The organism is Aeromonas sp. 97A, assembly GCF_051919185.1.
Lineage (GTDB): Bacteria > Pseudomonadota > Gammaproteobacteria > Enterobacterales > Aeromonadaceae > Aeromonas > Aeromonas veronii.
In genome coordinates this window covers 2,161,313-2,187,097 of the sequence record NZ_JBQBFF010000001.1, presented here as the reverse complement: position 1 = coordinate 2,187,097, position 25,785 = coordinate 2,161,313, and the positions used below count along the sequence as shown (strand labels likewise).

Sequence of the window (25,785 nt, the reverse complement as noted above, 5' to 3'; positions counted from 1 at the left end):
TTATTACACGCTCATGTGAGCCGGGTCATCCGACCCTGTTATTTAAATCCTATCCGTTTGAGGATCATCGCTGCCGGGCAGAAACCGGTGAATGCGCTCTGGATCAGGTTGACCCCGACAAAGGCACTCAACCAGACAAAGCCCGGATGAACCCAGGTGGTAAGGATCAGCGAGAGCAGCAACATGCAACCCGCGACGATTCTGACTCCGTTATCTACTGTCATGGTCTTTCTCCTTATTTACTTTAGATATTGCTAATTTAGTGTTGTTTTATACAATAGAACAAATATCAGCAATTGCTAATTTACTCTTATGAGCCAATTCGACGAGATGAACAGACATGCGACAGCCGCCGCCTCCCTGCTCAAGGCGTTGGCTCATCCCGAACGCCTGATGGTGCTCTGCCAGCTGGTGGAGGGGGAGAAGGGGGTCGGGGAGCTGCTGGCCCATAGCCAACTCGGGCAGTCGGCCTTCTCCCAGCAACTTTCGGTATTGAAGCGCTACGGCCTGATCCGTTCGCGCAAGGTCTCCCAGCAGATCTACTACTCGCTGGTGAGCGAGGCGGCGGCCGATGTGCTGGGGGCGCTGCAAACCCATTTTTGTCACTCGGAAAATAAGGAATCTTGATGATGGAAAGCCAATGGCTGCTCTCTTTGGGCGGTGGCATGCTGGCGGGGCTGTCGGCCCTGATCCTGATGTTGTTCAACGGCCGGGTGGCCGGGATCAGCGGCATTCTGGCCGGTGCGCTGCAACACCGTGCACCGTGGCGGGTGCTGTTTCTGCTGGGGCTCGGGGCGGGTGCCTGGTTGGCGCTGACCCTGGGCTGGGCCACCATGCCTGCATTCACCACGCTGCCCGGCTGGCCTGTAGTGCTGCTGGCCGGTCTGCTGGTCGGGGTCGGTACCCGTCTTGGCAATGGCTGCACCAGCGGCCACGGCATCTGTGGCATGGGGCGGCTCTCCCTGCGCTCCATCGTCGCCACCCTGACCTTTATGGCGGCTGGCTTTATCACCGTCTTCGTCACTCATCATCTGCTGTAAGGGGCTGATTGCCATGAAGTTGCTGACAAGTTTGTTTGCGGGTGTGTTGTTCGGACTGGGGATGGCCATCTCCGGCATGGTGGATCCCGCCCGGGTCACCGGTTTTCTCGATCTGGCCGGCGCCTGGGATCCTAGCCTCGCCTTTGTGATGGGGGGCGCTCTGCTGGTCTTTATGCCGGGTTATTTTCTGCTGGTGAAACCCCGTCGCCAGAGTGTGCTGGGGGAGCCCATCGTCGCCGTACCGGCTCCTCGTCTGGATCGTCGTCTGATCGGCGGGGCCGCGCTGTTTGGCATCGGCTGGGGATTGGTCGGTATCTGCCCGGGGCCTGCTCTGAGTCTCATTTCCAGCGGGCAGCCCATGATAATGTTGTTTATAGCGGCCATGGTGGCCGGGATCTTGCTGTTTGACCGAGGGCTGGCCAGGGTGCTGACCAAGGCGCCAGTTCGGGGAGTGGATAAGGTGCGCCAGTCCCATACCGCCTGATCCCGTGAAGTGACAGATTACGCCAGGGAAGGAGAGTAATGATGGAAAAGATCCGGTTGCTGGGGATCACATTGATGGTGATGACATCGCAGGCCATGACATCCCCCTGGGCCTTTGCCGCGGACGGGGAGCCAGAGCCCCCGCTGACAGTGGCGCCACAGCCGGTGACCGACTGGCTGACGCTGGATGGCACCATCAGTGCCATCAATCAGGGGACGGTGGCGGCCCAGACCAGCGGCCGGGTCTCCCGCATGCTGGTGGATGTGAACGATCAGGTGCAGGCGGGGCAACCGCTGCTGGAGATCAGCGGCAAAGAGCAGTTTGCCGCCGTCACGGGGGCCGAGGCGCGGCTGGCGCGGGCACAGGCCCAGCAGGTGGAAGCCGAGCGCCAGCTTGCCCGCTTTCAGGCACTTATCGCCAAGGGCGTGATCACCCGCGCCCAGCTCGACAATGCCCAGGCGACGGATCGCGCCGCCCGCGCCGAGGTGAACGCTGCCGATGCGGCTCTCACTCAGGCCCGCGAGGCCTACGGTTATACCCGCATTCTGGCTCCCTACGCCGGAGTGGTGACCAAGCGGCTGGTGGAGTTGGGGGAGACGGTGGCCCCCGGTACCCCGCTGCTCTCCGGCTTCTCTCTCGACACCTTGCGGGTGGAGGTGGAGTTGCCCCAATCCGCCCTGACGCTGGCTCGTGAGCCTGCGGATGTGCAGGTGCTGCTGCCGGATGGCAAGTCTGTTACCCCGGTCAAACTGACCCGCTTCAACTATGCCGACAGCCAGAGCCACGCCTTCAGGTTGCGCCTCGACTTGCCGCCGCAAACCGCCGGGGTATTGCCCGGCATGTGGCTCAAGGTGCAGCTCAAGCAGGGTGAGCGTCAGGTGTTGCAGGTGCCGGATCGCGCCCTGCTGCGGCAAGGGGAGTTCAACGGCGTCTATCTGCAGCAACCCGCTGGCTGGGCCCTGACGCCGGTGCGGGTCGGCCATTGCTTTGAAGGGCAGTGCGAGATCCTGGCAGGGCTGCAAGCCGGTGACAAGCTGGCCCCTGATGCCTGGGTGCAGCAGGAGGTGGCTCATGAGTAGCGAGCTGAACGGCAACAAGGAGAGGCTGGGGCCTGCCGGTCGGCTGGCTGCGCTGTTTCAGGGCTCGGCCATCACCCCGCTGCTGGCGCTGGTGGGGCTGTTGCTCGGCCTGTTTGCAGTGCTGGTGACTCCCAAGGAGGAGGAGCCGCAGATCGATGTCACTTTCGCCGATGTCTACATTCCCTTCCCGGGAGCCACTCCGGCTGAAGTGGCCTCTCTCGTCACCACCCCTGCCGAGCAGGTTGTCTCCCAGATAAAGGGCATTGATACCCTCTACTCTTTTTCCCAACCCGATGGCGCCCTGCTGGTGGTAGTGTTCAAGGTGGGGGTAAGCCGCGAGCAGGCCATCGTCGATCTCAACAACCAGCTCGACTCCAACCGCGATTGGCTGCCGCAGGGGATTGGAGTCGGTCAGCCGCTGGTAAAACCCCGGGGGATCGATGATGTCCCCATCGTCAGTTTGACCTTATGGAGCAAAGAGGGGAGCAAGCAACTGGGAGCACCCGAGCTGACCCGGGTCGCCCATGAGTTGGAGACCGAACTCAAGCGCATTCCCGGTACCCGCGATATCTACACGCTGGGCAGCCAGAGCGCCGTGCTGCGGGTGATGCCGGATCCGGCGGCCCTCAGTGCCCACGGCATCAGCTGGGGCGAGCTGAGCCAGCGACTTGCGGCCGCCAATCAGGTGGGCACGACACAGGCTATCGAGCAGAGCAACAGTGAGATTAAGGTGCAGGTGGGGCAGTTTCTGCAAAGTGAGCAGGAGGCTAGAGAGCTGGTGGTGGGGCTGCACGACGGCAAGCCGGTCTATCTGGGGGATGTGGCCAGGGTCTCTCTGGGTCAGGAGACCCCGACCAAGCGCAGCTGGATGGGGCTGGGACAGGCCAGTTATCCGGCGGTGACCCTGGCCATCGGCAAGCAGCCGGGCCAGAATGCGGTCGATGTGGCCAAGCGGGTGGAGGCGCGGGTCGAAAGTTTGCAGAACCGACTGATCCCTGCCGGGGTCGAGGTGACGGTGACCCGGGACTACGGCGTCACCGCCGAGACCAAATCCAACACCTTGATCGGCAAGCTGATTTTTGCCACCACAGCGGTGGTGCTTCTGGTGCTGGTGAGCATGGGTTGGCGAGAGGCGCTGGTGGTGGGCGTTGCCATCGTTATCACCCTGGCACTGACCCTGTTTGCCAGCTGGGCCTGGGGCTTTACCCTCAACCGGGTGTCGCTGTTTGCGCTGATCTTCTCCATCGGCATTCTGGTGGATGACGCCATAGTCGTGGTGGAGAACATCCACCGCCATCGCGGTTTGGGCAAGGGGGCGCTCAAGGATCTGATACCGGGGGCGGTGGATGAGGTGGGAGGGCCGACCATACTGGCGACCCTGACCGTTATCGCGGCCCTGCTGCCGATGGCCTTTGTCAGTGGCCTGATGGGCCCCTACATGAGCCCCATCCCCATCAATGCCAGCATGGGGATGCTCATCTCCCTGCTGGTGGCCTTTGTCTTCTCCCCCTGGCTGGCGAGCCATTTGCTCAAGGGTGAGGTGCACGGTGCCCACGGCGAGGCCAAGGCTGGTCTTTTTCACCGGCTGATGACTCCTTTCCTGATTGGTGATGGCGCCAAGCGCGCCAGACGCAAACTCTGGCTGGTGGTGTTGCTGCTGGTCGGGGCCGCCACCGCCATGCCGGTGGTGCAGTGGGTGGTGCTCAAGATGCTTCCCTTTGACAACAAGTCGGAATTTCAGCTGGTGCTCGATATGCCGGAGGGGGCGACCCTGGAGCAGACCGAGCGCACCCTGCTGGCGGTCGGACGAGAGCTTGCCAAAGTGCCTGAGGTGAAGGATTACCAGATCTACGCCGGCACCGCCGCCCCCATCAATTTCAACGGGCTGGTGCGCCACTACTTTATCCGCAGCGGCGCCAACGTGGGGGATATTCAGGTCAATCTGGTGGACAAGCATGAGCGGGATCGCAGCAGTCACCAGATTGCCCAGTCGGTTCGGGAGCCGCTGCAGGCCATCGCCAGTGCGGCAGGGGGCAACCTGAAAGTCGTTGAGGTGCCCCCCGGCCCGCCGGTCTGGTCTCCCATCGTTGCCGAGATCTATGGCCCGACTCAGGCCGCCCGCGAAGCGGCCGCTCGCGCCGTACAGGCCCGTTTTGTGGCTACGGCGGATCTGGTGGATGTGGATATCTATCTGACCGACCCGCAGCCCAAGTGGCGGCTGGTGGTGGATCGCAGCAAGGCGGCCCTGCTCGGGGTCGATCTCGGGGATCTGGTGAACACCCTCAATGGCGGGGTGGGTTATCAGGATGCCAGCTGGCTGCAGGGTCACGGCGCCAAGTATCCGGTGCCGATCCGCATCGAACTGGCTCCCGGTGACAAACGGGATCTGGCGGGCGTACTGGCCCTCAAGGTGCGCAGCCAGAGCGGCCAGTTGGTGCGGGTCTCCGAGCTGGTGAGTCGCCGTGATGAGGTGGCCCCCAGCTATATCATGCACAAGAACATGCAGCCCATGGTGATGGTGGTGGCCGACATGGGTGGCCATACCGACAGCCCGCTCTACGGCATGTTTGCCGCCGGTGCCGACATCGATCTGCCCCAGTATTACGTGCAGCAGCCCGACAAGCTGGGGGAGGTGGCGCTGTTGTGGGACGGGGAGTGGAAGATCACCTACGAGACCTTCCGCGATATGGGCATCGCCTACGGGGTGGGGATGATCCTCATCTATCTGCTGGTGGTGGCCCAGTTCCGATCCTATCTGGTGCCACTCATCATCATGGCTCCTATTCCGCTCACCATCATAGGGGTGATGCCGGGCCACGCCCTGCTGGGAGCCCAGTTTACCGCCACCTCGATGATCGGGATGATCGCCCTGGCCGGGATCATCGTACGCAATAGCATCCTGCTGGTGGACTTTATCGAGCAGCAGCGCAGCGCCGGAGTGGCGTTCGAGCAGGCGGTGATCGAAGCGGCGCAGGTACGGGCCAAACCCATCATGCTGACGGCACTGGCGGCGATGATCGGAGCCCTGTTTATCCTCGATGATCCCATCTTCAACGGACTGGCCATCAGCCTGATTTTCGGGATCCTGGTCTCCACTTTGCTCACCCTGGTGGTGATACCCTTGCTCTATTATGCCCTGCTCTCCCGACGCACATGACGGGAGTCACTAGCGAAAGGATGCGCGATGAAGAGAGGTTGGTTGTGGTGGGGAAGTGGCGCTGTGGTAGCGGTGGCTGCGGCAGCATGGTGGTGGCGACCGCAGCCGGCGCCGATCAGGCTGGCAGAGGTCGGGCGGGGGGATGTGCTGGTCACCGTGGTCAACACCCGGGCTGGCACCATCAAGTCGTGCCAGCGGGCCGGACTCAGTCTGCCCGGTGGCGGCGTGGTGGAGCAGATCGCCGTCAAGGCCGGGGAGCGTGTAGCCCGGGGAGATCTGCTGCTGACCCTCTGGAGTGACGATATTCACGCCGATCTCGCCCGGGCCCGCGCCCAGCAGGCCCTTGGCAAGACCCAGCGCGAGGAGCGTTGCAGCGAGGCGGCCTACTACGAGCGGGAGGCCAACCGGCTGGCCACCTTGCTGGCCAAAAACCTCACCTCCCGCACCCTCGCCGAGCAGGCCCAGAATCTGGCCGATACCCGCCGCTATGTCTGTCAGGCATCCCGTCAGCAGGAGCGGGTTGACGAGGCGCAGGTCGCCCAGGTGGAGGCACGCTTGAGCGAGCGCCGCTTGCTGGCGCCGTTTGCCGGAGTGGTGGCGGAGGTCAACAGCAAGCTGGGCGAATACATGACCCCCTCACCGCCCGGAGTGGCCATGCCCCCCGTTATCGATCTCATCGACGATCGCTGTCTGTATGTCTCAGCCCCCATCGATGAGGTGGATGCCGCCCGCCTCAAGGTGGGCCAGTCTGCCCGGGTACTGCTCGATGCCATGCCCGGGCGCGATTTTGCCGCCACCGTCACCCGCATCGCCCCCTATGTGAAGGAGCTGGAGAAGCAGGCCCGCACCGTCGAGGTGGAGGCAGCGCTCACTGCCCTGCCCACCGATGTGCCCCTGCTTATTGGCTACAGTGCCGACCTTGAGGTCGAGGTGACCCGCGCCACCGATGTGCTGCGGGTAGCGGCCAGCAGCCGGGCCGACGATGGCAGTGTGCTGCGGCTGGAAGGGGATAAGCTGGTGCGGGTGGTGCCCCGCTGGGGCGTGGAGAACTGGAACTGGATTGAAGTGGCCGAGGGGCTCGCCGCCGGTGATCGGCTGGCAGCCCAGCCCGGACAGATTGTCGGGGAGGGCCCTTTCAGCGCCGCCACGGAACAAACGGATGAGTGATCTCATTCGCCTTGATGCCGTCAGCCGTCGTTTCACTCTGGGGGGGAGCGAGGTGGCTGCCCTCGATCGCGTCTCCCTGCGGGTTGCCGAGGGGGAGTATCTGGCGGTGATGGGCCCCTCTGGCTCCGGTAAATCGACCCTGCTCAATGTGCTGGGGCTGCTGGATCGGCCCGATGAGGGGCGCTACTGGCTGGGAGGGGAGGACACCGCCACCCTGTCGGAACCTGCGCTGGCCCAGCTGCGCGGTCATCGCATCGGCTTTGTGTTCCAGTCGTTTCACCTCATCTCCCGCCTCACCGCTCGTGAAAATGTCGAGCTGCCGCTGATGCTGTGCGGGATCGCCCCCGCCGAGCGCCATCGCCGAAGCCAGCAGTTGCTGGGGGAGCTGGGGCTGGAGAACCGGGCCGGACACCGGCCCGCAGAGCTCTCCGGCGGTCAGCGTCAGCGGGTAGCCATCGCCCGGGCCATGGCGATGGCGCCGCGGCTGATCCTGGCCGACGAGCCCACCGGCAATCTCGACTCCCGCTCCGGGGAGGAGGTGATTACCCTGCTGGAGGGGCTCAACCGGGAGCAGGGGATCACGCTGGTGGTGGTGACTCACGACCCGCGCCTCGGTGAGCGGGCAGGCAGGCGGATCCTGATGAACGATGGCCGTATCAGCACCGATAGTATTGACAGTACTAATAGTGATGGGGGCTGAATGCGGCGCCCCGATGTGATCCGCTTTGCCGCCGTGGCCCTGCTGCGCCAGCGCTCACGGGCGCTGGTCTTGATCCTGGCGGTGAGTCTGAGCGTCACCTCCGTGCTGCTGCTCACCGCGCTGGGGGAGGGGGCGAGGCGCTATGTGGCCGACCAGTTCAGCTCCCTTGGCAAGGATCTGCTGGTGATGTTCCCCGGCCGCAAGGAGACCACCGGTGGGCTGCCGCCGGTCACCGGAAACAGTCTGCGGCAGATCACTCTCGATGACATGCACTACCTTGGCCAGCACCAGCCAAACGTGCGGCTGGTGCCGCTGGTGATGGGCTTTGCCGAGGCCAAACTGGGGGCGCGGCTGCGCCAGACCATGCTGCTTGGCAGCAGCAACGGGCTGCGCGATACCCACGGGCTGGAGCTGCTCTCCGGCCGCTGGCTGCCGGGGGATGCCGCAGAGGATCGACCGGCCGTCCTGCTCGGGGCCAAGGTAGCCCGTGAGCTGTTCGGTCAGGCCGATCCGGTCGGTCAGTGGCTGCGTTTTGACAATCGCCGCTTTCGGGTGGTGGGGGTCTTCACCAGCCAGAGCAGCAATCTGGGGATGGACATGGCCGAAGCCGCGCTGATCCCGGTCGGTAGCGCCATGCGGCTGTTCAATACCGAGGGGCTGTTTCGGCTGCTGATCCAGCCGCTGGCGGGGCAAGCGGGGCCGCCGCTGGTCAAGCGACTGGAGCAGCTGATGCAGGCGCGCCACGGGGGGCTCGATGTGACCGTGGTGCGCCGCGACGCCATGCTGGCCACCTTCTCCACCATTCTCTCGACCCTCACCCTGGCGGTTGCCGGCATCGGCGCCATCAGCCTGCTGGTCTCCGGCATCATGATGATGAATCTGGCGCTGATCAGCACCCGCCAGCGCACCGGCGAGATCGGCCTGCTCAAGGCGCTGGGGGCCGACAGCCGCCAGATCCGCCAGCTGTTTTTGTGGGAGGCGCTGCTGCTGAGCGGCAGTGGCGCGCTGTTTGGCACTGTCTTGGGCTATGCCCTGGTGGCCCTCGCCGGAGTGATTTGGCCCGGATTTCCGGCGGCGGTCCCTCTGCTCGCGACCCTCTGCACCATACCGGCGGCCCTGCTGACCGGGCTGTTTTTTAGCTGGCTGCCCGCCTCCCGTGCAGCACGGCAAGATCCGGTCAGCAGCCTGCGCAGCGGGCAGTGGAGCGGTGGCTGATGCGTGCTGTCGATCTGCTGTTCTGGCTCTGGCGCGCCTTGCTGGCAGGGCGCAGTCGCAGCCTGCTGTCGGCGCTCGGCATTGCCATCGGGATCGCCTCGGTGACCCTGCTCACCGGCATCGGCGAGGGGCTCAGGCTCTATCTGCTCGACAGTTTCTCCCAATTTGGCACCCGGTTGATCGCCGTGACCCCGGGCAAGACCGAAACCGCAGGCGGCCCGCCCGGCATCCTCTCCAGCAGCCGTCCCCTGCTGCTGGAGGATGCCGATGCCCTCGCCAGATTGGCAGGGGTAGAGGCGGCGCTCCCTGTAGTGCAGGGGCAGGGGGAGGTGCGCAGCCGCGGGCTCACCCGCAGCACCGCTATTTTGGGCACAGGCTCGGCGGCGCTCTCAGGCTGGCGACTCACCCTGGTGCAGGGGCGTTTTCTGCCCGCGGACGACAGTGCCATGCCCCGCGCCTATGCGGTGCTGGGGGCCAAGGTGGCGGCTGAGTTGTTTCCCGGCGGCGATGCGCCGGGCAGTCTGCTGCGGGCCGGTGATCGCCGTTTTCGGGTGGCCGGGGTGCTGGCTCCCAAAGGGCAATTTCTCGGCTTTGATCTGGACGACATGATCTATCTGCCCGCCGCCCATGCCCAGGCGCTGTTCAACAAGGAGGGGCTGCAGGAGATCGATGTCATCTATCGCGCCGGACAGACGGAGGCCGATATCACCGCCCAGATCCGGCGGGTGCTGATCGCCCGCCACGGCGCCGAGGACTTCACCCTCACCTCCCAGCAGGACATGCTGACCAGCCTCGACAAGATCCTCTCCATCATCAAGCTGGCGGTTGGCGGGCTCGGCATTATCTCGCTGCTGATCGGGGCGGTCGGCATCTTCAGCATCATGAGCATCGCCCAGCAGGAGCGGATCCCCGAAGTGGGCTTGCTGATGGCGTTGGGTTGTCCACGGCGGCGCATTCTATTGCTGTTCCTGCTCGAAGCCGTGGTGCTGGCGCTGCTGGGCGGAGCCATGGGGCTGGCCCTGCTCGGCGGGCTCAAGCTGCTGCTCACCCTGCTGGCGGCCGGGTTGCCGCTCACCCTCCATCCTCTCTATCTGCTGCTGGCGCTCGGTTGCAGCGCCCTGGTTGGCCTGCTAGCCGGGGTCGCTCCTGCGCTGCGGGCTGTGCGTCTCGACCCAGTAGTTGCCCTGCGCGGTGACTAGGTTGCCCCTTTCGCAAGAGGCGCGTTACGCTCGGGGCTGAACAGGGGGGACTAGGTGACCACCTCCGCAACCGGCACGCAGCGCTCAGATCTGAACAGAGGGAAGTAGCGGCGATCCGCCTGACTCATGTGGCCGACTACCAGCTCCTGAATGATGAAGTTGAGCAACTCGTCGTTGCCCAGTGTTCCCGCCTTGGCGGCGTGCAGCAGCTGGCCAGCCTTGTTGAGCAGGCGCTGGTGATCCTGACGGTGGCTGACGAGTTCCTGATAGTCGATCTCCGCCAGCATCTGCTCTTCAAAGGCGAAGTGATGGCGGGCCATGTCGAACAGGCTCTCCAGACTCTCCAGAAACGGGGCCGGCTCCTCGTGCTGATCTTTCATCCGCTCCAGCAGCCGGTTAGTCAATACGAAGAGCTGGCGATGCTCGGCATCGATGCGCGGGTGACCGCACTCGTGGCCGGGTTGCCACAGCAGGGCGCCCTGCTCGGGATCAAGGCCCTCGGTAAAGAGGCAGACCCGGCCGCGGCCGCGATTCTTCGCCTGATACATGGCTTGATCGGCGTGGTGCATCAGGGTTTTGGCATCCTCCCCGTGCTCGGGATAGAGCGCCAGCCCGATACTGCTGGAGATGAGCAGCTCCTGCCCCTCCAGCTGGAACGGATGGCGCAGCTGCTGGTGCAGCTTGTCGGCCACCGCCAGCACTTCGTCGCCACTCTCCGGCAGCAAGATAACGAACTCGTCGCCCCCCAGCCGTGCCACCAGATCCTGTTTGCGCACGCAGTGGCTCATCCGCTCGGCCACCATATTGAGCAGAATATCCCCGGTCTCATGGCCGAAGGTGTCATTGATCGGTTTGAAGTGATCGAGATCGATAAACATCAATGCCAGCGGACGGGGCGTCTCCTGCTCCATCAGCTCCTTGAGCCGTTGCTGCAGCAAGCGGCGATTGGGCAGCCCGGTGAGGGGGTCGTAGAAGGCGAGGCGGCGCATCATCTCCTCTCGCGCTGCCCGCTCGGTGATATCCCGGGTGACCCCGAGGATCGCCTCCGGCTGGGCATTGTGGTTGCCATGGAGGGTGGTGATGGTCTCGGTCGCCACCAGATGGCCATCCTTGTGGCGCAGCTGGGTGCGAATGACCCGGCGAGTCTGGTCATGTTCCCCCCGCTGCCAGGCCTCCAGGGTGGCGGAGATCTCCTCGCGCAGCAGTTGCCTTGAGGCATCGGGCAGCAGCTGTTTGAGGGGCAGGGCAAAAAGCTCGGGGGCCTCGTAGCCGCTCAGAGGGGCGATGGCCGGGCTGACATAGCGAAAGCGCAAGCTGGCGGCATCCATGGTCCAGATCACATCGGCGCTGTTCTCCGCCACGAAGCGATAGTGTTGCTCGCTCTGGGCCAGTTCACGGGTCAGCCGCTGGCGATCCCGCGCCTCCTGGCGCAGGCGCAGATAGAGGTGCAAGAAGATGCCGAGCAGGGTCATCAGGGTAAAGGTGATGAGCATGGCCACCGCCACGCTCTTGTCGAGCAGTTGCCGTTGCTGGCGTAGCCGCTCCTGCGCAGGGTCGTAGATAAAGCGGTCGAGGTTGGGCAATACCGTGAGCATGCCTGCCTCCAGATAGGTTTTGGCGATCTGCAGCCAGCGCTCCTGCTGCATGTAGCCAGGTTCGATCAGGTCCGGTTGCATCAGCTCTCTGGTTTCGCGCGCCTCGAACTCCAACTGTTCACGGCCAGCCCCGGTCGGGTACTGCTCCATGATGAGGTTGATCATCTCTTCGGGGTGGTCCATCGCATAGCGCCACCCCTTGAGGCTGGCCTGCTGGAAGGCGTAGACCCGATCCTGTCGGGTGATCAGCTCCCGCTCGGAGGTAAACAGGTTGTCGCCGTAGAAGTCGAAGTCGATGGTGCGCGGACTGAAGACCCGATAGGGGATGCCTCTTTGCTGCAGATAGAAGGGCTCGGTAGTGCTGTAGGCGCTGATGGCATCCACCTTGCCCGCCAGCAGTGCCTGTATCCCCTGTTTGTAGGGGAGGGTGACCCAGTCGCGGCTGCGGGTCTGGTGAGAAAGGTAGGTCAGCAGCTCGTTGGAGCCCGGCTCCAGCATCAGTCGCTTGTTGGCCAGATCGGCCGGGTTGCGGATATCTGGCCGATCCAGCGTGAGCAGAACCAGCGGCGAGTGCTGCAGCAGGGCGGCGAGCACCACCACCGGACGACCGGCAGCCCGATCCAGCAGCAGATCACTGCCGCTGATGCCAAACTGGGCCTTTCCCGAGATCACCTCGCTGACCACATCGGTGCGGGAGTCCGCTTCACGCAAGGTGACATGCAGACCGGCCTCCCGATAAAACCCTTTGGCGATGGCCGCGTAGTAACCGGCAAACTGGAACTGGTGCTGCCACGGCAACTGGACGATGACCTGCTCGCCGGCTCGCACGGGGGGAGAGGTCAGGGTCGCGATGACCATACTGACCAGCATTGGCATAAACCAGCTGAGGGGCTGGCGGGGGGCTGCGTTCTCCGTCATACAACGTTTCTCTCGGGAGCGGTGTCTAGGCTAGATTCAAGCAATTTTGTGTCACCTGCAAGGGGAGAAAAGGCGTTTGCAATGGGGTATAGGGGGGTTGGAAAGTCATTTTTGTGTCATTCATCACACGGGATGGATACATGCCGTTTTTTTGCAAGTTATGTGACCAATAAGAGAGTCATATGGCCTATCGAAGTGGTCGCATTCTAGCCACTTTTTCCCGTTTTTATTGCTGTCATTGTGGCTTGACTGCATTTTTTTCGTGGTTGCACGTCAAGCTGTGTCGTTATATCAATAGATACTTTTATGGGGCAGTCAGGTGTGACACAAATGTATCGCGGCTGCTGCGCACCGGTTAATGTGCGACAGCTCAGTGATGGTACCCCGTCAGTGTTATCATGCTGCCCCCAGTTCCGGATAAGGTCTTTTTATGTCCCGCTTGCGTCTGCTTGTCTCCGACTCTCACGATCCCCTGTTCAATCTGGCCGTCGAGGAGTGCATCTTCCGCCAGATGGACCCCGGCCAGCGGGTGCTGTTCCTCTGGCGCAATGCCAATACCGTGGTGATTGGCCGTGCCCAGAACCCGTGGAAGGAGTGCAATACCCGCCGCATGGAAGAGGACGGGGTGACCCTGGCGCGTCGCAGCAGCGGTGGCGGCGCCGTGTTCCACGACCTTGGCAACAGCTGCTTCACCTTCATGGCGGGCAAGCCGGAGTATGACAAGAGCGTCTCCACCGCCATCGTGCTGGACGGGCTCAAGCGATTGGGGATCGAGGCGTTTGCCTCTGGTCGCAACGATCTGCTGGTGGCCACCCCGGACGGGGAGCGCAAGGTATCGGGGTCGGCCTATCGGGAGACTCTGGATCGCGGTTTTCACCACGGCACCCTGCTGCGGGATGCCGATCTCGGCCGCCTTGCCAACTATCTCAACCCCGACCCCAAGAAGCTGGCGGCCAAGGGGATCACCTCGGTGCGCAGCCGGGTGGCCAATCTGTGCGAACTGCTGCCGGGGATCGACCATCAACAGGTGAGCGAGGCGCTGCAGGAGGCCTTCTTCCACCATTACGGCGCGCGAGTTGAGCCCGAGCATATCTCCCCGGAGCAGATGCCGGATCTGCCGGGCTTTGCCGAGACCTTCGCCCGCCAGCGCAGCTGGGAGTGGAACTATGGCCATGCCCCGGCGTTCAGCCATCTGCTGGAGGAGCGGTTCAGCTGGGGCGGGGTGGAGCTGCACTTTGATGTGGAGAAAGGGGTCATCACCCGGGCGCAGCTCTTTAGCGATACTCTGGAGCCGGCCCCGTTTGATCTGCTGGCGGCCGAACTGGCGGGTTGCGGCTATCGGCCGGACGCTGTTGCCGCGCGCCTGCAGCCCTGGCTGGCGGCCTTCCCGCAGCAGCAGAGCGAGCTGGCGGAGTTTGCCGAGTGGCTGTTGGCCTCCCTGCGTTGAGGTGGACGCTGCGCTGATGGTGGTCTGGTAGTAAGGACTCTGTCAGCCAGGATGGGAGCAAGATCACGAAATATAAAGAGGCGCCTCAAAGGCGCCTTTTTGCCAGCCCTTGTGATGGCTGATACATGACAAAAAGTAGGGTAGGCCATTAGATATTGTCACTGTCGGCCCCGCTGGTACAGGGGTATAACGGCCGCACATTTGCTGTACTAATGGTATAAAAATGAGTGACTTAGTTTATCTGCAAGACGAAAGCGTCAATGCCGTCCATCCCGATTTCTCCGCCCGTTTCGCCACCGTCAAAGCCAACTTTTTCTCGCGCAATCCCGATCTCTGGCCCGTTTTTCGCGAACCCGGATTTGCCACCCTCAACGAATTTCGGGCCCGTGGCCTGGCTCCCGATGCCCGTTTGAATGCCTGGCCTGATGGCCGCGCCCGCCTGGCCGATCTCTGCGAGACCATGCCGGTGCCCGCCACCATGCGCACCCCGGGCGAGCCGATGGCCGAGCTGCTGTTTGCCGCCGCTCTATCGAAGGATTGGGAGAACCCCTCCAGCGTCGAGAACGTCATCACTATGTCAGCGGATCCCGCCATCTACGGCGCCCAGCTGGGCATTCTGGCCAACCCCAATCTGGTCTACTCCGAATACGCCGGAGTGGCCGAGGAGCTGGAGAAGAAGGTGGTGCGCCAGATTGCGCTGCTGGCAGGCTATGACCCCGAGCGGGCCACCGGCATCTTCACCCAGGGAGGGACCTTCTGTAACCTCTATGGCTACTTGCTCGGCATTCGCAAAACCTTGCCGGAGGCCAAGCACAAGGGGCTAGGCCACTATCAGGATTACCGCATCATCAACTCCCAGGGCGGTCACTACTCCAACATCACCAACCTCTCCCTGCTTGGGGTCGACATCGAGAACAAGACCATCCGGATTCAGGTCGGCGAGAACAATGACATCGATCTTGACCACCTTGAGCGCACCCTGACCGCCTGTTTTGCCCTGAAACACGTGGTGCCGACCATCATGCTCACCATGGGCACCACCGACACTTTCGGGGTGGATCAGGTGAAACCCGTGTTCGAGCTGCGCAATCGCCTCTGCGAGCAGTTCGAGGTGACGGTCAAGCCCCATATCCACGTCGATGCCGCCATCGGCTGGTCGATGATCTTCTTCCTGGGTTACGACTTTGCCGTCAACCCGCTCGCCATCAACAGCGCAACTCTTGCGGGGATTGAGCGCAACGTGGCGCGCTTTGCCGAGCTCAAATATGCCGACTCCTTCACCGTCGACTTCCAGAAGTGGGGCTATGTGCCCTACACCTCCAGTCTGGTGATGATCAAGGAGCAGGATGACCTCAAGGCGATGGAGAATGACCCGGAGAACTTCTCCTACTTCGAGCGGGACATTCAGGGCCAGACCCACCTGCAATCCACCATCGAGTGCTCCCGTGGCGCGAGCGGCCTGTTCGGTGCCTATGCGGCGCTCAACTACATGGGGGTCGAGGGGTATCGCACCGTGCTGGCCCACTGCCTGCAAAATGCCAACTACTTCCGCTATCGCCTGAGTCAGCTTGGCAACGTCAAGCTGGTGGCGCAGGAGAATCAGGGGCCGAGCGTCGGCTTCAAGATCTACAACCCCGAGTGGGTGAGCGATCCGGAAGCCGAATTCGCCTTCGAGCTGGCCCGCTCCAGCGATCCCGTCTACAAGGCGCGACTGCAGCGCAACACTGACTACCACCGCAGCCTGTTCAAGGGGCGCGGCAAGGTGGGGCTCTACACCAACTGGGTGGAGGCGGTGGCCCATTCCGACTATGACGCACGGGGCAAATATTCCTACATCGCAGGGGAGAAGGCCGTCTTTATGAACCCCGCCTGCACCCGCGAGCAGATCGACGCCTTTATCGACCATATTCGCGGTTGATGGCGGTTGCCCTGACTGCCGAGCGCGGTCAATGGTGGCAAAAGATGGTTGGGGTGTATCACGCCAACAGATAGACAAAGGGCAAGCCAATTGGCTTGCCCTGCTGTTTTTACGGCATAGAGCTTAAGTAGTGGGGAAGGTCGGGTTCAGAGAGCCAGCAGTTGCTCGTTTTCGACAATCTCGCACCCGGCGGGCAGTTTCGAGAGGGCGATCATGGCGCGGGCCACCTGACGGGCCTCGATGGCGCGCCAGCGGGCGAGCTTGCCCACCAGCAGCGGCCGAAACAGCGGGTAGATGGTCTGAAAGATCTGCTCGGAGAGGCGCGGTGGCTGGCGATCTCCGAGCAGCATGGCGGGCCGCACGATGGCGAGCCGTGGCCAGGATTGGGCCAGCAGGGCCTGCTCCATCTCTCCCTTGGTACGCGGATAGAGAGCCGGGGACGATGCGCTGGCTCCCATGCTCGAGACCACGATCAGCCGTTGACAACCGTGGCGGCGGGCCAGTTCGGCAAAGGCGATCACATAGTCGAGATCGACCCGGCGAAACGCCTCGGCAGAGCCCGCTTCCTTGCGGGTGGTACCAAGGGCACAGAAGGCGATATCGACCGGGCGGGAGAGGGTGACGCTGGCCAGATTATCAAAATTGACCGGCAGCCAGTGGTGCGCCTCCTTGCCCGGCTTGCGACAGAGCAGGGTCAGTTCATGTTCGGCAGGCAGTTGCTGCACCAGTTCGCGACCGATCAGGCCGCTGGCTCCGGCAATCAGGATCCGGCTCATGGGGATTCTCCCTGTGTCATTCGATGGTGTTGATGCCATGGTGGCTGCTCATCAGCATCAGGCAATTTGCGGGTAGCTGCAATGGGGAGAAATGACTCAGTGTTGTCGGGCAGGATGAATTACGCGGGGCTTGATAAAACAAAACCGGCGCGAGGCCGGTTTTGCGGGATATCAGAGCGGGGTATTGAAGGCTGCTGGCAGCGGGAAGTCACCCGTCACTGTGGTCAGCCTGTCGTTGGCGAAGGTGACGGTGAGCTCTTTGCGCTCCTTGTCGCCGTGGCCCGGCTGGAATTCATAGAGGTAGTACCAGGTGTTGGGGTCAAAGCCGTCACGCAGCATGGGGGTTCCCAGTACATAGCTGACCTGCTCGCGGGTCATCCCCTGGCGCAGTTTGTCGACCTGTTTTTGTTCCACATAGTTGCCCTGGGGAATATCGATACGATAGACCAGGCTGCAACCGGAGAGGGTGAGGGCGGTCAAAGCCGCGGCAATCAGGTGTTTCATCCGCATATCGAGTTCAGATCATCCATACAGTCTTTTTTGGCTCGGCAAATCATACCGACTCCCTCCACGGAAGTAAAAAGCCATTGATCCATCAGCCAATAAAAAGGGCCGCACTGCGACCCTTTCTGGCAATCCGGTGGCCTTTACATCGCCGCGCGGAAGATGGCGACGATCTCTTCGTGGCTCGCCTGTTTCGGGTTGGTGAAGCCGCAGGCATCTTTCAGGGCGTTGCTGGCCAGGGTATCGAAGTCATCGGCCTTGACGCCGAGTTGCTCCAGACCCGCTGGGATCTTCACATCCAGCGCCAGCTGCTTGATGGCGGCAATGGCCGCGGCGGCGCCTTGTTCGTCGCTCATGGCGCTCACGTCTACCCCCATGTAGCGGGCCACATCCTTCAGACGAGCCGCGCTCACCTGGGCGTTGAACGCCTGAACGTGGGGCAGCAGCACGGCGTTGCAGACACCGTGGGGCAGGTCATAGAAACCGCCCAGCTGGTGGGCCATGGCGTGCACGTAGCCCAGGCTTGCGTTGTTGAAGGCCATGCCGGCCAGGAACTGGGCGTAGGCCATCTGCTCGCGGGCATGCAGGTCATCGCCGTGGTGAACGGCGGTGCGCAGGTGCTTGGCAATCAGCTCGATGGCCATCACGGCGCTGGCATCGGTCACCGGGGTGGCGATGGTGGAGACATAGGCCTCGATGGCGTGGGTCAGGGCATCCATGCCGGTGGCGGCGGTCAGACCAGCCGGCTTGGCCAACATCAGCTCGGGATCGTTGACTGACATCAGCGGGGTAACGTGCTTGTCGATGATGGCCATTTTCACGTGGCGCGCTTCGTCGGTGATGATGCAGAAGCGGGTCATCTCGGAGGCGGTACCGGCGGTGGTGTTGATGGCGATAAGCGGCAGTTGCGGTTTGGCGGAGCGATCCACCCCTTCGTAATCCTTGATGCTGCCACCGTTGGCGGCGACCAGCGCGATGCCCTTGGCGCAGTCGTGGGGCGAGCCGCCACCCAGCGAGATGACGCAGTCGCAGCCGTTGGCCTTGATCATCGCCAGACCCGCTTCGACGTTGCTGGTAGTGGGGTTGGGTTTGGTCTCATCGAAAACAGCGCTTTCAATGCCATGTTCAGCCAACAGGGTAGTGAGCTTGGCGACCACGCCGATCTGGTTGAGAATTTTGTCGGTGACGATCAACGCCTTGCGATAGCCGTAACCCTTGATATCGGCGGCAGCCTCTTGCAGACAGCCGGCACCCATCAGGTTGATAGCGGGAATATAGAACTTGAATGTAGCCATGATGGACTTCCTATAGTTAGCCATTAAGTGGTAGTTAAGAGCTAGGCTACCATCTAGAAAGGGATACAAAAGCATCTTGTTTACAACTTTACGGGGTCGATCACGAGTCGTTAATTAAGCGCTGAACCAGGCTTGACTTTCCCGCATCTGACTCGATTTGCAGAAAAACGTTTGTCAATTATTTCATTGAGTTAGCAAACGTTTTGCACAATGTTTGTCACTGTCAATGCGTGGAAGTGTGAGGCGCTTCAAGGAATTGGAAAGCGCTTTCGACCATAGTTGGCGCCTCCCCGAAGAGGGGGGTAAAGGCTTGAAAGTATCATAAAGAATCATCTTAACTTGTGCCCTGACCATGCTGGCAGGGGGCAACCAGGAGTCCAATATGTCTGATGTATTTCACTTGGGTTTGAAGAAAGCGGATCTGCAAGGCGCCACCCTGGCGATCGTCCCCGGTGACCCCGAGCGCGTGAAGCGTATCGCAGAGCTGTTGGATAACCCGGTGCACCTGGCCAGCCATCGTGAATTCACTACCTGGCGCGGCGAGATGGACGGCAAGGCCGTGATCATCTGCTCTACCGGTATCGGTGGCCCGTCCACCTCCATCGCAGTGGAAGAGCTGGCCCAGCTGGGTATCCGCACCTTCCTGCGTATCGGCACCACCGGCGCCATCCAGCCGCACCTGAACGTGGGTGACGTGATCGTGACCACCGGTTCCGTGCGCCTCGACGGTGCCAGCCTGCACTTCGCACCGATGGAGTTCCCGGCTGTTGCCGACTTCGACTGCACCACCGCGCTGGTGAACACCGCCAAAGAGATGGGCTCCAAGCTGCACATCGGTGTGACTGCATCCTCTGACACCTTCTACCCGGGTCAGGAGCGTTACGACACCGTATCCGGCCGCGTAGTGAGCCGTTTCCAGGGTTCCATGAAAGAGTGGCAAGCCATGGGCGTGCTGAACTATGAGATGGAGTCCGCAACCCTGCTGACCATGTGCTCCAGCCAGGGCCTGCGTGCCGGTATGGTGGCCGGCGTTATCGTCAACCGTACCCAGCAAGAGATCCCGAACGCCGAGACCATGGCGAAGACCGAATCTGATGCCATCAAGATCGTACTGGGCGCTGCCCGCAAGCTGATCTGATAGCACCACAAAGAGTGGGGGGTGGGGGCCGTTGCGAAAGCGCGGCCCCTATCTTTATCCGCCGTTTGCCGCTTTTCCTCTCCCGTCACGCCTTTCACTGATCCCGTCGCACTTGCGCTGGTTGTCTCTCCCTATTGGCTCTAAAACGGCGCTGGACAGCGCACTTGCATCGGCTCGCCGCTCACCGGATGAGTAAAATCCAGCTCGCTGGCATGCAGCATCAGCCGCGGTGCCTGTTCGCAGCCGGGCGGCAGCAGGCCACCATAGAGATCGCAACCGAGGATGGGGTGGCCCAGCAGCTGGCTGTGAATGCGCGCAGCTGATGGGTGCGGCCGGTCTCCGGCGCCAGTCGTACCCGGGTCAAAGGCACGGTTTGTCCCTGCATCTGTTGCTCCAGCCGTTCAACCACCTGATAGCGGGAGCGGGCGGGTTTGCCGCTGGTGGCGCAGATCTTCATCAGCGGGAAAATGGCCGGATCCTTGGCGATGGGGGCGTCAATAACCCCTTCGTCGTTAGCCAGATGGCCGCAGAGCAGGGCGCTGTAGGCCTTGCTCACCGCCCGCAGACTGAACTGCTGACAGAGCAGGGCATTGATGGCCTTGTTTTTGGCCACCACCATGAGACCCGAGGTGCCAAAATCTAGGCGGTGCACCAGGGTGCAGCCGGGGTAATCCTGCACCAGGCGATAGTGAACCGAGTCGAGGTTCTGCGGATTCTTGCCCGAGAGGCTCAGCAGGCCGCTCGGCTTGTTGATGAGCAGCAGGTGTTCATCCTCGAACAGGATCTCGATGGCGGCACTGCAAGGTGGGGCGATAAAGGTGTCGACGATAACGGACATAGGGCACACGGGCAGAAAACGGGGGGCCATCATACCCAAGTGGCGGGTAAGGCGCGAATCGGCGTAGCGGATACGCTCGCCACACCATTCCCTCATTGCGGCCTGCTGCTGGCCGGCTGTGACAGTGCGAAGGTAACTGATTGAAAAAAATCAGGAACCGTTTTGTGACCCCCTCCCGAGTTCAGCCGCCGCGAGCTTGCTAAGGTAGGGCTCCCTTTGATGTTGTAAGGAGTCTCTCCATGGCACTGCCCGTTATTCTCGATTGTGATCCCGGCCACGACGACGCCATCGCCCTGATTCTGGCGCTGGCCAGTCCTGAACTGAAGGTGCTGGCGGTCACCACCAGCGCGGGCAACCAGACACCGGACAAGACCCTCAACAATGCCCTGCGCATCCTCACCTTGCTGGGATGGGACGATATTCCGGTGGCGGCCGGGGCGCCGAAACCGCTGGCCCGCGAGTTGATCATCGCCGACAACGTCCACGGCGAGTCGGGCCTCGATGGCCCCAAGTTGCCGGATCCCGCCTTTGCGCCGCAGGGGATGACGGGGATCGAGCTGATGGCCAAATGTCTGCGCGAGAGCCTAGAACCTGTGACCCTGGTGCCGACTGGGCCGCTCACCAATATCGCCCTGCTGTTGGCGGCTCACCCCGAGCTCAAACCCAAGATTGCCCGCATCGTATTGATGGGGGGCGCCGCAGGGGCTGGCAACTGGACGCCGGCGGCGGAATTCAATATTTATGTGGACCCGGAAGCTGCCGATATGGTCTTCAAGTCGGGCATTCCCATCACCATGTGCGGCCTCGATGTGACTCATGAGGCGCAGGTGATGGATGCGGATATCGAACGGGTACGCGCCATCACCAATCCGGTGGCCCAGTGTGTGGCCGGTCTGCTCGATTTTTTCATGATCTACCATCGGGATCCCAAGTGGGGATTTGCTGGCGCGCCGCTGCACGACCCCTGTACCATTGCCTGGTTGCTGGCTCCCGAGCTGTTCCACGGGGTTGAGTGCCGGGTCGATATCGAGACCAGCGGGGTGCATTCCGTGGGGATGACGGTGGTGGATCGTTATGGTCTGACCGGCAAGCCAGCCAATGCGCTGGTATTGTTGGGGCTGGATCGTCCGGGCTTTATCGATCTGCTGGTGACGCGGCTGCGGGCGTTTGACTGAGCGCCGGTTCATTTTTGCAAGAAGGGGCGGGGAATGTGGAAGAGAGGCTTGGTGCTGCTGGCCGGGTTGCAACTGACAGGCTGTGCGACGCCATTCGAGCGGATGTGGCAGGGGCTGGCGACCTGTGAATTTACCGATCTCTATGTGGATGAGACGGGCAGGGCCGCCAATCTACAACTGGCCAACTACACCCCCTACAAGGTGAGCGACGGCTTTGCCTGGTACAAGGTGCACGAGGAGCTACACGGCTTGCCGGTGGTCGGCTTTATCGTGCCCGCTTCCAGCTTCGAAGTGCATGCTCTCTTTGTCGATACCCCCATCGCCAATGCCCGCCGGTTGACCCACAACGCCTACGGCAGCGAGTTTGGCGACGAGCAGAAGCATGACGAGGGCTCAGCCCCTCTGCTTTTGCGCGATCCCAACAACCCCAAGCGCTCCATCATCGACTGCACCCGCGGCGAGTCTGACGGGGAGCTTGAGGATTCGGCCATGCCCGAGTAGGGCCACCTGTCACGCCATTGGCCTGAAAAAAGAGGGGCCAGCCTTGCCGGCTGGCCCCTCTTTTTTATTGTTGCTTAGCGCCCTGATCAGGGATAGCTCAGCGTCTTCTTGATAAGCGGCAGTTGAGCCTTGATCCACGCCGGATTGATGGGCCCCCAGTCGCTGATGCGGTAGTGCCCCTGCAGGTGGCGAGCCCCCTCGGTCTGCTCGAAGGCGCAGCTGATATCGAGTTCGGCCAGCGCCGTCAGGGTATCCTGCGCGGTGCGGCGCGGCATGCCGGTTGCCTCCATGATGGCAGGCACCGTATCTGTGCCCTGACTGATCAGCCAGGCCACGTAGAGCCGCCGGTAGAAGCTGGTGCGGGTCTTGCTCGGCTCACTCATAGCTCGTCCTCAAGACGATCGAAGTAGCGCCAGGTCGCAATGGCTGCCTTGCCCATCACCAGCGCCCAGAGGCCGAACCAGAACCAGCGGAAGAAGCTCCAGGTGGAGGCGTCAGGCTCTGTGCTCTCGATCTTGGTGACGTTGGGGAACATGGAGAACATGTTCACGCGCCAGCCGTAGGAGGTGATGATGGCCAGGCGTTTCTCGAACTCCATCGACTTGGCCTTGGCCTGGACGTCGGCGGCGTTGAATTTGAAGTAGAAGGGCCAGCCCCACTCGGTATCTTCATTGCGAAACACCCGGATCTTCTCGCCGGGGCGCTCGGTGTAGATGTAGTAGACATCGGTGGTGGGGCCGTCAGCCGGGTTCTTCTGGCTGATGGGGCCATCCTTGTCGGTGCGCTTCACCTCGACCCCGGTGATGGTAGCGATGGTGTGCTCCGGCAGGTAGTAGTCGAGCCAGGCGGCGGAAATGAGGGCGATGAGCCCCAAGGCGATAAAAGCGGGTTTCTTGAATCTCAGGCTCATGGTGTGCTCACGTGAGGGGGAGTAACGTGCCTCTACCATACTCACATTTGCCCCCTCAGCCCAGCCCCTTATGGCACCAACGGCCAAAAAATGGCGTTTAAAACAGAGACAAAGCCATTGCTCCATCAACAAGAAAGGCCCTTGCGGGCCTTTTTGTCTGGTTCACTTTGTGCGCTTACAGCTGGAATTGGGCCAGCTGCTTGCGTTGCTGCTCGGCGAGCTGGGAGAGCTCGTTGCTGGCACTGGCGCTCTGGCTGATGCCGGCGGAGCTCTGGCTCACGATCTCGTGAATATTGGTGATGTTGCGGTTGATGTCGGCGGTAACGCAGGACTGCTCCTCGGCGGCGGTGGCGACCTGGGCGTTGGCGTCGTTGATCTGGCGCACGGCACCGGTAATGCCGCTTAGCAGATCCTGCACCTGAGCGGACAAGCGCTGGTTATGGCTGAGGATCTCCAGAGTCTCCTGTACGCCGTTGTTGGCGGATTGGGACTGGCTCTGCAGCCGCTCGATGATGGCCTGGATCTCCTTGGTGGAGTCCTGGGTACGGGCCGCCAGCATTCTTACCTCGTCGGCCACCACCGCAAAGCCACGACCCGTTTCACCGGCACGGGCCGCTTCGATGGCGGCATTGAGCGCCAGCAGGTTGGTCTGCTCGGAGATCCCTTGGATCACTTCAATTACCTTGCCGATCTGCTCGGACTGGGATTTGAGCTGAGCCACGATGGCGGCGGCATCTTCCAGACTGCCCGCCATCCGGCTGTTGGCGGCGATGCTTTCGGTAAAGAGGGCGAGCCCCTGTTCGACCCGGCCATTGGCATCCCGCGCCAGCTCGTCGGCGATGGCGGCGTTGTGGTTGACGTTGTCAGCGGTGCTGGAGAGTTCGGTCACGGCGGAGGCGACCTGTTCGATCTCGCTGTGCTGCTGCTTTGCATTGGCCTCGGACTGGGTCATCACGGCGGCCAGCTCGGTGGCGGCGGAGGCGACGCTGTTGCTGATTCCGGTCAGGCTCTCGATGGTGCTACCAAGTTGCCCCAGAGTGAGATTGATATCTTTGGCCAGACGGGTCAGCTCGTTGTTGCCCTCCGCTTTGGCGCGCACGTTGAAGCGCCCTTGCGCCACGGCGTGCATCACCTCTTGCAACTGACCGATGGGGCTGACGATGCGCCCGGAGAGGACCCAGCCACAGATCAGCGCCGCTAGCAGGGTACCGGCGGTGAGCAGCAGGGTACGCAGCAGGGTGGCGTCGTAGTGGGCCTGCTCTTCGGCCAGCTCTTGCTGGATCAGCTGGTTGATGTGGGCGGACATGCTGTCGATCTGTTTGATCAGCTGTTCACCCAGCTCGCGGAAATGGAGGCGAGCCGCCTCGTAGGCGACCGGATCGCCGCCACCCTGATGTTTTTGCGCAAGCAGCGGCAGCATGTTGCTGCGGGTATGGCTGAGGTAGGCCTGCAGGGCGGCAGCGACCTGACGGTTATCCTGCTCGGCACCGGGAAGCACCAGACGGCCGAGGATGGCGTTGATCTCCTGCTCGGCGCTGTTGAGGTTTGCGGGCAGAGCGGCAAACAGCTTGGCATCGTAGAGGCCATAGATGGCGCTGGTGCGCAGCCGGTAGGTGGCGTGGATCAGTTTGGCAATATCGTCCTTGTGCTGGACCACGCTCTGGGTCGTCTCATCTATGTCATTGATGGCTTCATCCAGACCCTGTTTGCTGATGGCGATCATCACCATCATCAGCAGGCTGGCCAGCAGCAAAGGTATCAAGACCTGGACACGTATTGATAGATTATTCAATGACATAAATGGCTCTAATCCGGAATTGGAGGAGCCGACATCTTACACATGCACGTCAGGAGCTGTCACAGGCTTTTATTGCTGAAATGTGCTGAAGAAAAGGTTTTTTCTTGTGAGAAAGGAGCCATTTAGGCATGATTGAGCGCTTTATCCCCTGAATATGTTGTACAACTGGCTGGGTTGTGTCAATCCTGTCCCGTTTTCGTGATTTCCCGCTATCGTCATATGGAGGTGTGTTGTGTCCAGCTGGATCGATCCGGCCATTCTGGCTCTGTTTATCCCGACCTTTTTCTTTGTCTCGGTGACCCCCGGCATGTGCATGACCCTGTCGATGACGCTGGGGATGAGCCTGGGGGTGCGCCGAACCCTGCACATGATGTGGGGGGAGCTGATCGGGGTCGGGCTGGTCTCGGTGCTGTCGGTGATCGGGGTGGCAGCCATCATGCTCAACTATCCGGGGATCTTCGCCGCCTTCAAATATGTGGGGGGCGCCTATCTGGTGTGGCTTGGCATCCAGATGTGGCAGGCTAAAGGGAAGATGGCCATTCCGGCGGATCTCTCGGCCGGTCAACAGACCAGCGCCATGGGGTTGGCGCTGCAGGGCTTTGTCACCGCCATCGCCAACCCCAAAGGGTGGGCCTTCATGATCTCCCTGCTGCCCCCCTTTATCTCTGCCGACAAGCCGATGGCGCCGCAGATCAGCGCGCTGGTGGCGCTGATCCTGGTCATCGAGTTCTCCTGCCTGTTGCTCTACGCCAGCGGTGGCCGTACTCTGCGCCACTTCCTCGCCAAGAGCGGCAATGTCACCCTGATGAACCGCATCGCCGGTACCCTGATGCTGGGGGTGGGGGTCTGGCTGGCGCTCGGGTAAGAGCTGTCAGTGACTCTCGCCAGACAAGAAAAATGCCACCGGTCGGTGGCATTTTTAATGGGCGCA

Annotated in this window: 23 protein-coding genes and 1 pseudogene; 15 read left to right on the top strand and 9 right to left on the bottom strand. The window is 62.0% G+C overall.

The window, feature by feature from the left end:
- Positions 1 to 38: 38 nt before the first annotated feature.
- Positions 39 to 224, bottom strand: a complete 186-nt coding sequence (locus ACTG27_RS09685; RefSeq protein WP_005344304.1) for a YgaP family membrane protein — start codon at positions 222 to 224, stop codon at positions 39 to 41.
- An 88-nt stretch (positions 225 to 312) separates the two neighbouring features.
- Here ACTG27_RS09685 and ACTG27_RS09680 point away from each other — a divergent pair, with 88 nt between their 5' ends.
- Genes ACTG27_RS09680 through ACTG27_RS09640 form a run of 9 tightly spaced genes read left to right on the top strand, consistent with a single transcriptional unit; the run spans position 313 to position 10,041 of the window.
- Positions 313 to 627 (top strand): ArsR/SmtB family transcription factor, encoded by a 315-nt coding sequence (locus ACTG27_RS09680; protein ID WP_005338008.1) that lies wholly within the window; start codon positions 313 to 315, stop codon positions 625 to 627.
- On the top strand, positions 627 to 1,040 hold the full coding sequence (locus tag ACTG27_RS09675) for a YeeE/YedE family protein (RefSeq protein ID WP_069554757.1): 414 nt from the start codon (positions 627 to 629) through the stop codon (positions 1,038 to 1,040). Before ACTG27_RS09680 ends, ACTG27_RS09675 begins: the two co-directional genes overlap by 1 nt.
- 13 nt (positions 1,041 to 1,053) lie before the next feature.
- Entirely contained in the window at positions 1,054 to 1,524 is a 471-nt protein-coding gene (locus ACTG27_RS09670) for a DUF6691 family protein (protein ID WP_439979576.1), read from the top strand.
- Between the two features lie 41 nt (positions 1,525 to 1,565).
- Positions 1,566 to 2,603 carry an efflux RND transporter periplasmic adaptor subunit gene (locus ACTG27_RS09665; RefSeq protein WP_439980508.1) on the top strand — a complete coding sequence of 346 codons (1,038 nt, stop codon included), beginning with the start codon at positions 1,566 to 1,568 and terminating at the stop codon, positions 2,601 to 2,603.
- Entirely contained in the window at positions 2,596 to 5,760 is a 3,165-nt protein-coding gene (locus ACTG27_RS09660) for an efflux RND transporter permease subunit (RefSeq protein ID WP_439979575.1), read from the top strand. Before ACTG27_RS09665 ends, ACTG27_RS09660 begins: the two co-directional genes overlap by 8 nt.
- A gap of 27 nt (positions 5,761 to 5,787) precedes the next feature.
- A complete protein-coding gene (locus ACTG27_RS09655) occupies positions 5,788 to 6,927 on the top strand; it encodes an efflux RND transporter periplasmic adaptor subunit (protein WP_439979574.1) in 1,140 nt (379 codons plus the stop codon).
- A complete protein-coding gene (locus ACTG27_RS09650; RefSeq protein WP_043818605.1) occupies positions 6,920 to 7,627 on the top strand; it encodes an ABC transporter ATP-binding protein in 708 nt (235 codons plus the stop codon). Before ACTG27_RS09655 ends, ACTG27_RS09650 begins: the two co-directional genes overlap by 8 nt.
- The gene (locus tag ACTG27_RS09645) at positions 7,628 to 8,842 is read left to right on the top strand and encodes an ABC transporter permease (protein ID WP_439979573.1); all 1,215 of its coding nucleotides are present in this window, start codon (positions 7,628 to 7,630) and stop codon (positions 8,840 to 8,842) included.
- Positions 8,842 to 10,041 (top strand): ABC transporter permease, encoded by a 1,200-nt coding sequence (locus ACTG27_RS09640; protein ID WP_421342831.1) that lies wholly within the window; start codon positions 8,842 to 8,844, stop codon positions 10,039 to 10,041. The genes ACTG27_RS09645 and ACTG27_RS09640 overlap by 1 nt, the downstream gene beginning before the upstream one ends.
- A 50-nt stretch (positions 10,042 to 10,091) precedes the next feature.
- Here ACTG27_RS09640 and ACTG27_RS09635 read toward each other — a convergent pair whose 3' ends face one another.
- Positions 10,092 to 12,554, bottom strand: coding sequence for a diguanylate cyclase domain-containing protein (locus ACTG27_RS09635; RefSeq protein ID WP_439979572.1), 2,463 nt, complete (start codon positions 12,552 to 12,554; stop codon positions 10,092 to 10,094).
- A 430-nt stretch (positions 12,555 to 12,984) separates the two neighbouring features.
- Here ACTG27_RS09635 and ACTG27_RS09630 point away from each other — a divergent pair, with 430 nt between their 5' ends.
- Both ACTG27_RS09630 and ACTG27_RS09625 read left to right on the top strand, forming a co-directional pair.
- Positions 12,985 to 14,001 (top strand): lipoate--protein ligase A, encoded by a 1,017-nt coding sequence (locus tag ACTG27_RS09630; RefSeq protein ID WP_439979571.1) that lies wholly within the window; start codon positions 12,985 to 12,987, stop codon positions 13,999 to 14,001.
- Positions 14,002 to 14,224: 223 nt separating this feature from the next.
- Positions 14,225 to 15,919 (top strand): pyridoxal phosphate-dependent decarboxylase family protein, encoded by a 1,695-nt coding sequence (locus ACTG27_RS09625; RefSeq protein WP_201942130.1) that lies wholly within the window; start codon positions 14,225 to 14,227, stop codon positions 15,917 to 15,919.
- Positions 15,920 to 16,065: 146 nt separating this feature from the next.
- On the opposite strand, the gene ACTG27_RS09620 is transcribed toward ACTG27_RS09625, so the two are convergent.
- The 3 genes from ACTG27_RS09620 to yiaY all read right to left on the bottom strand — a co-directional run bounded on the left by ACTG27_RS09620 (position 16,066) and on the right by yiaY (position 18,494).
- Entirely contained in the window at positions 16,066 to 16,695 is a 630-nt protein-coding gene (locus ACTG27_RS09620) for an NAD(P)H-binding protein (RefSeq protein ID WP_439979570.1), read from the bottom strand.
- Positions 16,696 to 16,866: 171 nt separating this feature from the next.
- Positions 16,867 to 17,205: an outer membrane protein assembly factor BamE gene (bamE, locus tag ACTG27_RS09615; protein ID WP_005337980.1), complete on the bottom strand. Its 339-nt coding sequence runs from the start codon at positions 17,203 to 17,205 to the stop codon at positions 16,867 to 16,869.
- Positions 17,206 to 17,342: 137 nt separating this feature from the next.
- Entirely contained in the window at positions 17,343 to 18,494 is a 1,152-nt protein-coding gene (yiaY, locus tag ACTG27_RS09610) for an L-threonine dehydrogenase (RefSeq protein ID WP_005359322.1), read from the bottom strand.
- Between the two features lie 382 nt (positions 18,495 to 18,876).
- Here yiaY and udp point away from each other — a divergent pair, with 382 nt between their 5' ends.
- The gene (gene udp / locus ACTG27_RS09605) at positions 18,877 to 19,632 is read left to right on the top strand and encodes a uridine phosphorylase (protein WP_005337975.1); all 756 of its coding nucleotides are present in this window, start codon (positions 18,877 to 18,879) and stop codon (positions 19,630 to 19,632) included.
- 140 nt (positions 19,633 to 19,772) lie between these two features.
- Here the strand turns inward: udp and ACTG27_RS09600 are convergent.
- Positions 19,773 to 20,470: pseudogene (locus tag ACTG27_RS09600) on the bottom strand (RluA family pseudouridine synthase).
- Positions 20,471 to 20,709: 239 nt separating this feature from the next.
- On the opposite strand from ACTG27_RS09600, the gene rihA reads away from it, so the two are divergent.
- Positions 20,710 to 21,645, top strand: coding sequence for a pyrimidine-specific ribonucleoside hydrolase RihA (gene rihA / locus ACTG27_RS09595; RefSeq protein ID WP_439979569.1), 936 nt, complete (start codon positions 20,710 to 20,712; stop codon positions 21,643 to 21,645).
- 33 nt (positions 21,646 to 21,678) lie between these two features.
- Entirely contained in the window at positions 21,679 to 22,146 is a 468-nt protein-coding gene (locus ACTG27_RS09590) for a hypothetical protein (RefSeq protein ID WP_179903520.1), read from the top strand.
- Between the two features lie 86 nt (positions 22,147 to 22,232).
- Here the strand turns inward: ACTG27_RS09590 and ACTG27_RS09585 are convergent, their stop codons facing one another.
- From ACTG27_RS09585 to ACTG27_RS09575, 3 genes are all read right to left on the bottom strand, one after another.
- Entirely contained in the window at positions 22,233 to 22,529 is a 297-nt protein-coding gene (locus tag ACTG27_RS09585; RefSeq protein ID WP_319920185.1) for a winged helix-turn-helix domain-containing protein, read from the bottom strand.
- Positions 22,526 to 23,056 carry a DUF1523 family protein gene (locus ACTG27_RS09580; RefSeq protein WP_005350438.1) on the bottom strand — a complete coding sequence of 177 codons (531 nt, stop codon included), beginning with the start codon at positions 23,054 to 23,056 and terminating at the stop codon, positions 22,526 to 22,528. Before ACTG27_RS09580 ends, ACTG27_RS09585 begins: the two co-directional genes overlap by 4 nt.
- Positions 23,057 to 23,231: 175 nt before the next feature.
- Positions 23,232 to 24,854, bottom strand: a complete 1,623-nt coding sequence (locus tag ACTG27_RS09575) for a methyl-accepting chemotaxis protein (RefSeq protein ID WP_064338348.1) — start codon at positions 24,852 to 24,854, stop codon at positions 23,232 to 23,234.
- A gap of 232 nt (positions 24,855 to 25,086) precedes the next feature.
- Between ACTG27_RS09575 and ACTG27_RS09570 the strand changes: the two genes are divergently transcribed.
- Positions 25,087 to 25,719, top strand: a complete 633-nt coding sequence (locus ACTG27_RS09570) for a LysE family translocator (RefSeq protein WP_005344345.1) — start codon at positions 25,087 to 25,089, stop codon at positions 25,717 to 25,719.
- Positions 25,720 to 25,785 lie beyond the last annotated feature (66 nt).